We start from the raw sequence: 1,583 nt of genomic DNA, 5'->3' as shown, positions 1-1,583 counted from the left end.
ATCCGCCACACGGCGCACTGATCTTCGACGCCTCCGGGATCGCCGACTCGGCGCAGCTGGTGGCGCTGCACGGCTTCTTCCACCCGCACGCCCGATCGGTGAAGCCCAGCGGCCGGGTGGTCGTGCTCGGCACCGCGCCGGAGGACTGCGCGACGCCGCGCGAGGCGACCGCCCAGCGGGCCCTCGAGGGGCTGACGCGCAGCATCGGCAAGGAGTTCGGCCGCGGCATCACCGCGCAGCTGGTGTACGTCGCGCCCGGCGGGGAGCCCGCGGTCGAGTCGACGTTGCGCTTCCTGCTCAGTGGCCGATCGGCGTACGTGAGCGGCCAGGTGATCCGGATCGGCGCCGGCACTCCCCCGCAGCCCGCCGACCAGGAGCAGCCCCTCGCCGGCCGGACCGCCCTGGTGACCGGCGCCGCCCGCGGCATCGGCGCCGCCATCGCCCGGGTGCTCGCCCGCGACGGCGCCTCGGTGATCGCCCTCGACGTGCCCGCCGCCGGCGACGCCCTGGCCGGGGTGGCGAACGAGGTGCGCGGCCGGGCCGTGCAGCTCGACCTGACCCATCCGGATGCCGCCGACCGGCTCGCCGGGCACCTGCCGGACGGCCTGGACATCGTCGTGCACAACGCCGGGATCACCCGCGATCGCACCATCGCCAAGATGGACGCCGACCGGTGGACCTCGGTGCTCGCGGTCAACCTGACCGCGCCGGAACGCATCACCGAGGCGCTGCTCGAGCGCGGCCTGCTGCACGACGGCGGCCGGGTCGCCGGGGTCGCCTCGATCGCCGGCATCGCCGGGAACCGGGGGCAGACCAACTACGCGACCAGCAAGGCCGGCGTGATCGGGATGGTGCAGGCGACCGCGCCGGCGTTGATCGGCCGCGGCATCACGGTCAACGCGGTCGCGCCCGGCTTCATCGAGACCGCGATGACCGCGCGGATGCCGATGATGTTGCGCGAGGCCGGGCGCCGGATGAACAGCATGGCGCAGGGCGGCCTGCCGGTCGACGTGGCCGAGACGGTCGCCTGGTTCGCGGCGCCGGGGTCCGGCACGGTCACCGGCAACGTGGTGCGGGTCTGCGGCCAGAGTCTGCTGGGGGCGTGACGATGTCCTTCTACCTGCGGGCCGCCACTACGCTGCTGCCCCGGCCGCGCCCGGCGGACCTGCCCGGCGAGCGGCTCGAGCGGACCGTCCGGGTGGATCGGGCCCACCTCGCGCAGTACGACCGGGTGTGCGGCTTCCCGCTGACCGACCTGCTGCCGGCCACGTATCCGCACGTCCTGGCGTTCCCGCTGGCGATGCGGCTGATGTCGGCGGCGGACTTCCCGTTCCCGGTGGTCGGGCTGATCCACGTGGCCAACCGGATCACGGTGCACCGCCCGGTGCCCGCCGACGCGGCGCTGGACCTCCTGGTGCGGGCGGCGGATCTGCGTCCGCACCCGCGGGGGCGGCAGTTCGACGTGGTGGTGACGGCCACTGTGGACGGTTCGGAGGTGTGGACGGGCGTGTCCACGTACCTGAAGAAGGAGAGCTCGGGCACCGAACAGCGCGACCGCTCCCCGGCGCCGGATCCCACCGCGG

At 74.7% G+C, this 1,583-nt stretch carries 1 protein-coding gene and 1 pseudogene; both read left to right on the top strand.

The genetic code is table 11. From position 1 onward, the window contains the following. A partial coding sequence (locus AB0M20_RS42555) for a 3-oxoacyl-ACP reductase (RefSeq protein ID WP_364307096.1) occupies positions 1-1,106 on the top strand: 1,106 nt, incomplete at its 5' end. 2 nt (positions 1,107-1,108) lie between these two features. After that, positions 1,109-1,583, top strand: a pseudogene (locus AB0M20_RS42550) (hypothetical protein); the annotation flags it as partial.

Source organism: Actinoplanes sp. NPDC051633, assembly GCF_040681735.1.
Lineage (GTDB): Bacteria > Actinomycetota > Actinomycetes > Mycobacteriales > Micromonosporaceae > Actinoplanes.
Note: the sequence above shows the minus strand (reverse complement) of the source record. Positions and strands in the feature narration are given on the sequence as shown.